Raw genomic sequence first — 7883 nt, 5'->3', positions numbered from 1 at the left:
ATCAAACAATATAGAGGGATAGCTACAAGGTATGAAAAGCTTGAACGGAATTATCATTCCATGCTCGCTTTAGCATTTACTATGATGTGGCTACCAATGTGGGCTGATTAATATATATACTACAAAGATCAACAGCCCCTAACCAGTAGAGCTTTAATTCGATATATCTAATAGTGATTTTTATTTATTAGAGCTAATCGATTAATGCAGGAGAGAGGTTTTCGTTTATATTTTAAGCTTAGGGCCCTAGGGCTGTGTCTTTGGAAAAGTTTAGCGAGCTTTAATGTGAATGCTCTATAAGGTTTGGACATAAAAACCCCCCAGTAATTGGTATGTCCAACTATTGGGGTTACTTCATTTACTGCGCATTTTTAATTGGGATTATACTATTGGTTATTAGCGTAGTAGGCGTTTTCACCACTTACGTTTATTTTTAACAAATCATTTTTTCTTTGTAACTCTCTAAGAATAACGATTCGCTTAGCTGGAATATTAAGATTGTTTAAGCGTGGAAAGCTATGCAGAGGAATTTGCAATGTTCTGTCCCACTTACTAATAATAACATCGTAAGACTCTCGCTGCTTAGGACCTGTTACATCGGTAATGTCATAATTATCGATTGTAAAAAGAGCTGTTTTTTTATTCTTTAATTTACTAAGTAAGTCGTTATCTGCATACAAACTTAGGTGAGCAAGTAAGTCATTATTAAAGTCATTAAAATATGCTTTTTTATCTTTATACATGGTCGATACATTAAGAAGATTACTGCTGTAATTAGTACCTCTATTTGAATTAATAAATTCTTGCGCGTTATCAATTAATGAAGGCATTAAGTTATTAGCGGTGTATGCCTGAGTTCTAATATTTGGTGAACCGATATAACCTTTATATAAGCCATACATTACAAGAGGGTTATTTTTATTTAATGGCATTAATATTTTGTATTCAATGTCATCTAAACTAAGTTCTTGCCCGTTATATGTGAATAGCTTTTTGTAAAAGAAGCTGCTTTTATCAGCCACGTCATAAGATAAACTATTAGTGTCTGTTGGGTAGCGCTGAGCTAATTCATTTATTACTGCTACATTGTGTAGATTAAGCCAAAATGCAGTTTGTTCTTCATTACTTAATTTACTAAGTTGGTTATTTGCTAAATAGCTAAGAAGGTTACTTTTTATAGCTGCAATTGATTTTGTTAATTCTGGATCATCAATGAATTGCTCATAATAAAAGCGGTTTGCTTCTGCATCAGTTGCTCGGTTACTTCCGAGGTTAGGACCTTGCTCATTTTCATCATAGGAAATATACGATCTATCTGAACGAGCCAATTCAAGCACAGAGGCTTCTAAAACAGTATTGTATTGAGAGTAGTCAACTGCAAAGTTAGCAGTTACTTGATTTTTACTGCTTAAAGACTGTGTAGTATTGCTACTTTCAGCAAAGCACGGGGCTGACAGTAACGTACTCAGTATTACAGATTTAGCTATTAATTTGATCATATTATTTCCCTCGATGATTATATCCAAGATTGTTTACAGTTGTATTTTTTGTGAACAATTTAATGCTATGTATTAAATTAGAGCTAGTCAAGTTATGGCGTTTTATTAGCCATTATTCTTAGATTAATTTGCTTTACGAGTACTTTATCTTGTTTGTTTAAGTGCCCTACAATAAGCAAAAAGTCGCTGCCATCTGTTTTTATTACTTTAATACTTGTGTTATCAAGCTTGGTTTTTCCGTAGGTGGTTTCTATTTTTTCTATGTCTTTAAAATGGCTTAAATCTGATTCAAGCTTACCGTCATCGTTTTTGTAGTAGCTAAAAATATAGTTCTCGGTTATTCCGTTACCATCTTCTCGGTAATCAAATACTGCATCGCTATAAAAATAGAGTATTTCTTCGTTTTCAGGTGTTAGGCGATTACGTTTTAAAAAGTGTATTTGATAAGACCATAAACTATCGCCTTTTATAATGGAGCTATTAGGTAAAATATTGATTTCTTGAAGTACACCTAAAAATAATAAAGGTGCAAACGCAAGCGAGATTAAATACTGTCTAATTCGCCAATACGAGTTGTAATGTAGGGCTTCTTTACTTGTATCGGTTTGCTCAATGTAACTAACTAGAGGCAACCATAAAAATGGCATAATACAAATGATGATGGTTGCGTATTCATCCATACGATAAGCAAAAGTGCTGGCAAGTACTATTAACCAAAGTATTACAGCAACCCAACTAGGCATAATTCTATTTTTATTAAATTGTTTTTGGCTGTGCTGAGCTAGTGCGAGATACAAAGGGTAATACCATAAAAACGCAAATATACCTCGAGCAATAGGCATAATACTTGAGTTATCGCGCTCTTTAATGGCTTTAAAGTTACGATAACTCCAGTAGTTAACAAATATGCCTAAACTTAAAATACTGTAAATAATAAACTTACTTATAGACACTGCATAAAATGGACTATCTTCAAATTTAACTTTTTTTGCTGACTCTAATCGCCAATCGGCGAAAAAGAATATGAGTACTAAAATATAGCCAGCCAACACATATTTAAGCCAGCTATAACCAAAGCTATCTAGCACATCAGCTGTTGTATGAGGTGTTTCGGTCGTTTCCGCGTATTTTAGAATAGGGTAATGGGTTGCTGATATTAACTTTTTACGCTGTGCTAAATAATCATCTATTTGAGCGGCTTTAATATGATCTTGTTTTGCGTAATAGTCATAACTCAGTGTTAAAACGTTATCATTAAATTCAGTAGTTGTTTTTAGATTGAAGTAGTTGTTATCAATTTCTTGTTGATCGCTATCAAATCCCCAACCTTTTTCTGCAAAATGTAGTTTTATTGTGGTGTTAATTATATTGGGGTAGCCAAAGTAGAGTGGGTCGGTGCGATTTACCTGCTTTGGTTCGTAAACGCTATTTTGTATTTCACTCGCATAAAAACTAGCTTCGTAGCCTTCGTCTGTTTTTTCCCAAAATTCACTAATTAAATACGATTCTTTGGTTATTAGTTTACCCGTTTGTTCTTGCTCACTAATTGCCATTGCTTCATTGATTGATAAGCCATTTAAAAAACTTTGGTAATACTCGAAGTAAGATTTAGCAACGCTATTTAGACCACTGCTGGCTATATTGCTTCTTCGGTTAATTGCTTCAAATTCAGCATAAGTGTACTGGGTTTCAAAACGTGATGGCTCAGATACTTTTTCAGCAATGGAAAAGTTATCCTCTACAGATACATTTGTATGTACAGGTTTTTGCGCCATTGAAGTTAAAGCGCTTTCACCTTTATCAATAATTAGGGCATAGCCATAATCAGGCTGTGCTAAATATTCGAGAGAGCCGCGTTGATAGTTAATCGTAGGATCGAGCCAGTAGCGTTTTCCGTTTTGTTTAAGCGTAACAATTACGTGATTAAATACACTTGCAGAAGGTGGAAGTTTTTTTAAACGTTTGGTTTCCTCTGTATCAACTAGCGCAGGAAAGGCTTCTATATCCATCGCTTTTAATAACGAAATAAGCAGTACTGTTTTATCTTTACAATCGCCATATCGTAGCGAAAGCGTTTCTGAAGCTGACGTTGGTTGATGCGAGTTAGTGCCCATTTCAAGCCCTAAATATCGAACTTCGTCTTGGCTAAAGCGCAGTGCTGCTGCAATCTTATCTGATGTTTTTGTGTGTTTTGCTTTTATTTTTTCAGCAACATCCAAAATGCTGTTTGGGGTTTCTATGGCTGATTGATAAAGTGGATATGCCCAGTTAACTACCTGACCCCAATCGTCAAACTCAGAAAAGTAAACTTGTGTATACGGGTCGTACCACGTTGGGGTTTGAGAATTTTGCTCCAGTAAAGGTTCTTCAAAAAGAGTTATAGAATAATCTTTGCCATATTTGTTAAGCGTTTCTTGAATATCTGCTGTGCCGTTTATTGTATTAATATGTAAAGGCGTTTGTTTACCCCAAAGTACACGCATATTTTGTTGCACTACGGGTACCGACCAGTTAAGCGTGCGCCTTGTACTAAATTTATTAGCATATATAGGGTTGCTACCTGTCACTGTGTAGCTGTAATCGAGTATGTCGCCACTGCGCATATCATCAATAATAATATTGAGTGATAAGCTACCATTATAAATACGATCAGCTAACTCAGATTCACCTTGTATAACCGTCATTCTCGCGCTACCAAGCTTATCAATACGCTCATTATTTCTAATAATTGTTAAGCTATTTAGTGTTAGCGACTCGTAACTTGGATCAAAATCAAGGTTAAGCTGGCTTATATAATCAACACCACTTTGATTCAATGCCTGCATAACCAACCGTGTATAGCGTTGCTGTTTTTGTTTGCTCGGTATATAGGATTGGTTGTCTAGCAGTAAATACAAAGTGCCATCACGCACTTTTGTTTTATCTGTTTGTTCAGGCTGTTTTATTTTATGAGTATTAACCCAATCAGCGGGTGGATCTAATTCATATTGCTGAGCAACAGCACTACTGCATGAAATGAATAAGCAAAAGGTTAGTAGGTAAGAGACAAGTGGGGAGGAGTTCCATTTCATTTTAGGTTCTTATTGTTGTTGTTTTATGCATATATACTGAAAGTGAAATGTATCAAATTTCGGCATTTTCAACAATATAATGTTAATAGCATCTATACGCATATTTATACATGCAAGTACGGTAAAGCATAAGTTTCAACTCAAGTTAACCAGCCCTTTATATGCACGGGTTATAAATACAACAAAAGCATAAAGGTAATTAATTATCTCTAAAAATGACTTTTCAAAGATATTTTAACCACTGTTATATGTAATTTTTAGAAAACCAGCTTTGCTGTTTGTCTTTTTATTAGGCATGCATTTTACTTTGCAAAATACACTATGCTTTTATAAAGCACGTTACTACAGCATTTACTGCTCAGCAAATGGGCAATTTGATTGATGTTAGTCGCTCTACAGCACGCTGTTACTTGGAGTATTTACTTGAGTAGATAAGTTAACAGCGGATCAAAGTTGCAACAGTATCGGTCGCCCTGAGCGTTGTTATAAAATAATGAAGTAACTTTGTGTACCTAATACTCAAACCTTAAATGCTATTTATTTCAATGCATTGCGTTTTTTTTGTCATGTTTGATATTTAATAGATGGTGACGATCAAAAAAATATGTTGAATTGATTGCATTTTAAGCGGCTTGTATGGTGATGTTCGCTTTAAGTGATGTTATACTCCTGCGGAATAATTTATCGACTTTATTAAGAGCAAAATTAATGGCAGATTTATCGAAGTACAGAAACATTGGTATTTTCGCGCACGTTGATGCGGGTAAGACCACGACTACTGAGCGTATCCTAAAGCTTACTGGTCAAATCCATAAAACTGGTGAGGTTCATGATGGTGAATCTACTACTGACTTCATGGAACAAGAAGCTGAGCGCGGTATTACTATTCAGTCTGCGGCTGTAAGCTGTTTCTGGAAAGATCACCGCTTTAACGTTATCGATACTCCTGGACACGTTGACTTCACAGTTGAAGTTTACCGTTCACTTAAAGTACTAGATGGCGGCATCGGTGTGTTCTGTGGTTCTGGTGGTGTTGAACCACAATCAGAAACTAACTGGCGTTATGCTAATGATTCAGAAGTTGCACGTATTATCTTCGTAAATAAATTAGACCGTATGGGTGCTGATTTTTACCGTGTAACTGAGCAAGTACGTAAAGTACTTGGCGCAACTCCACTAATCATGACTTTACCAATTGGTATTGAAGATGAGTTTGTTGGTGTTGTAGATGTTTTAACTAAAAAAGCATACGTTTGGGATGACACTGGTCTTCCTGAAAACTACGAAATCACAGACGTTCCTGCAGACATGGTAGATAAAACTGACGAGTATTATGAAATGCTTGTTGAAACTGCCCTTGAGCAAGACGATGCACTACTTGAAGCTTACATGGAAGGTGAAGCACCTTCTTTAGAAGACATCAAACGTTGTATCCGTAAAGGTACTCGTGACCTTGCTTTCTTCCCAACATACTGTGGTTCTGCGTTTAAGAACAAAGGTATGCAGCTTATTCTTGACGCTGTTGTTGATTACTTACCAGCTCCTACAGAAGTTGATCCTCAACCTCTTATGGATGAAGAAGGTAACGAAAATGGCGAGTTCGCAGTAGTATCTACTGACGAACCTTTCAAAGCGTTAGCATTCAAAATAATGGATGACCGTTTTGGTGCATTAACATTCGTACGTATTTACTCAGGTAAACTAAACAAGGGTGACACTATCCTTAACTCGTTTACTGGTAAAACTGAGCGTGTTGGCCGTATGGTTGAGATGCAAGCAGATGACCGTAACGAATTAACTAGCGCACAAGCTGGTGACATCATTGCTATCGTAGGCATGAAAAACGTGCAAACAGGTCACACTCTATGTGATCCTAAGCACCCAGTAACACTTGAGCCAATGGTATTCCCAACTCCAGTAATCTCGATTGCTGTACAGCCTAAAGATAAAGGCGGTAATGAGAAAATGGGTGTTGCTATCGGTAAAATGGTTGCAGAAGATCCATCTTTCCAAGTTGAGACTGATGAAGATTCAGGCGAGACTATCCTTAAAGGTATGGGTGAGCTTCACTTAGATATCAAAGTAGATATTCTTAAGCGTACTTACGGCGTAGACCTTATTGTTGGTCAACCACAAGTTGCTTACCGTGAAACTATCACTAAAGAAATTGAAGATAGCTACACGCATAAGAAACAATCTGGTGGTTCTGGTCAGTTCGGTAAAATCGACTACCGTATCAAGCCAGGCGAAGTTGCTTCAGGCTTCACGTTTAAATCATCAGTTGTTGGTGGTAACGTACCTAAAGAATTCTGGCCTGCAGTAGAAAAAGGCTTTAAATCAATGATGGGTACTGGTGTTCTAGCTGGTTTCCCTGTACTTGACGTTGAAGTTGAACTTTTCGACGGTGGTTTCCATGCCGTGGATTCATCTGCAATCGCGTTCGAAATCGCTGCTAAAGGCGCTTTCCGTCAATCGATCCCTAAAGCGGGCGCACAACTTCTTGAGCCAATCATGAATGTTGACGTGTTCACTCCAGAAGATCACGTTGGTGACGTAATCGGTGACCTTAACCGTCGTCGTGGTATGATGAAAGACCAAGAAGCTGGTTTAACAGGCAGCCGTATTAAAGCTGACGTACCGTTATCAGAAATGTTCGGTTACATCGGTACACTACGTACAATGACATCTGGTCGTGGTCAGTTCTCTATGGAGTTCTCACACTACGCTGCATGTCCGCAAAACGTTGCTGATACAGTAATCGCTGCAGAAAAAGAGAAGAAAGCTGCTAAGTAATTAGCTCTTTAACTCTTTAAGAAAACCCGCACATGTTGCGGGTTTTTTATTGCCTATAATTAACTAACCTGAACTTTTGATAATAAACCTGCCTCCATTTCAAGCAGCCACTTTTAATACTAATACTAATACTAATACTAATACTAATACTAATACTAATACTAAGTAACTTAGAGCTCTGGCTAGAGAAAAAATGTAAATATAATTACGGTTCAATATGTTAGTAAATCTCATAAGCAAGGTTTAGATTAACTAAAATAATTATGCTATTGCTACCACTAAGACTATTTAAGCCCGTTTAAAATCATGATTGTCTTTGAGAGTTTGGTGCTTTTTTAGGTAGCTATTTTTTTATTATTAGTAGGTTAGATTTAGTATTAGTTAAGGAGTGCTCATAGGTTGGATCTTAAGGAATAAAACTTGAAAACATGCTCTGAATTTGATCTGATAGTAATCGCCAAACCACTATCTATCCCAAAAGCAGAGCATGAATAAATATAATACTGAGTTAAACAAAATA

At 36.5% G+C, this 7883-nt stretch carries 3 protein-coding genes and 2 pseudogenes; 3 read left to right on the top strand and 2 right to left on the bottom strand.

The annotated features are described in order from the left end of the window. Positions 1-111: pseudogene (locus tag I6F65_RS20605) on the top strand (IS5/IS1182 family transposase); the annotation flags it as partial. Between the two features lie 275 nt (positions 112-386). On the opposite strand, the gene I6F65_RS20600 reads toward I6F65_RS20605, so the two are convergent. Both I6F65_RS20600 and I6F65_RS20595 read right to left on the bottom strand, forming a co-directional pair. Next, positions 387-1499, bottom strand: a complete 1113-nt coding sequence (locus I6F65_RS20600; protein ID WP_197114688.1) for a DUF547 domain-containing protein — start codon at positions 1497-1499, stop codon at positions 387-389. A 92-nt stretch (positions 1500-1591) separates the two neighbouring features. Then, positions 1592-4570 carry a DUF3857 domain-containing transglutaminase family protein gene (locus tag I6F65_RS20595; protein WP_197114686.1) on the bottom strand — a complete coding sequence of 993 codons (2979 nt, stop codon included), beginning with the start codon at positions 4568-4570 and terminating at the stop codon, positions 1592-1594. Positions 4571-4923: 353 nt separating this feature from the next. Between I6F65_RS20595 and I6F65_RS21885 the strand changes: the two are divergent. Beyond that, positions 4924-5072 (top strand): annotated as a pseudogene (locus I6F65_RS21885) (two-component system response regulator); the annotation flags it as partial. A gap of 206 nt (positions 5073-5278) precedes the next feature. Then, on the top strand, positions 5279-7363 hold the full coding sequence (gene fusA, locus I6F65_RS20590; RefSeq protein ID WP_024610804.1) for an elongation factor G: 2085 nt from the start codon (positions 5279-5281) through the stop codon (positions 7361-7363). Positions 7364-7883: the final 520 nt, after the last annotated feature.

The organism is Pseudoalteromonas sp. SWXJZ94C (genome assembly GCF_015864385.1).
Lineage (GTDB): Bacteria > Pseudomonadota > Gammaproteobacteria > Enterobacterales > Alteromonadaceae > Pseudoalteromonas.
This window is presented reverse-complemented; position numbering and strand designations above follow the sequence as displayed.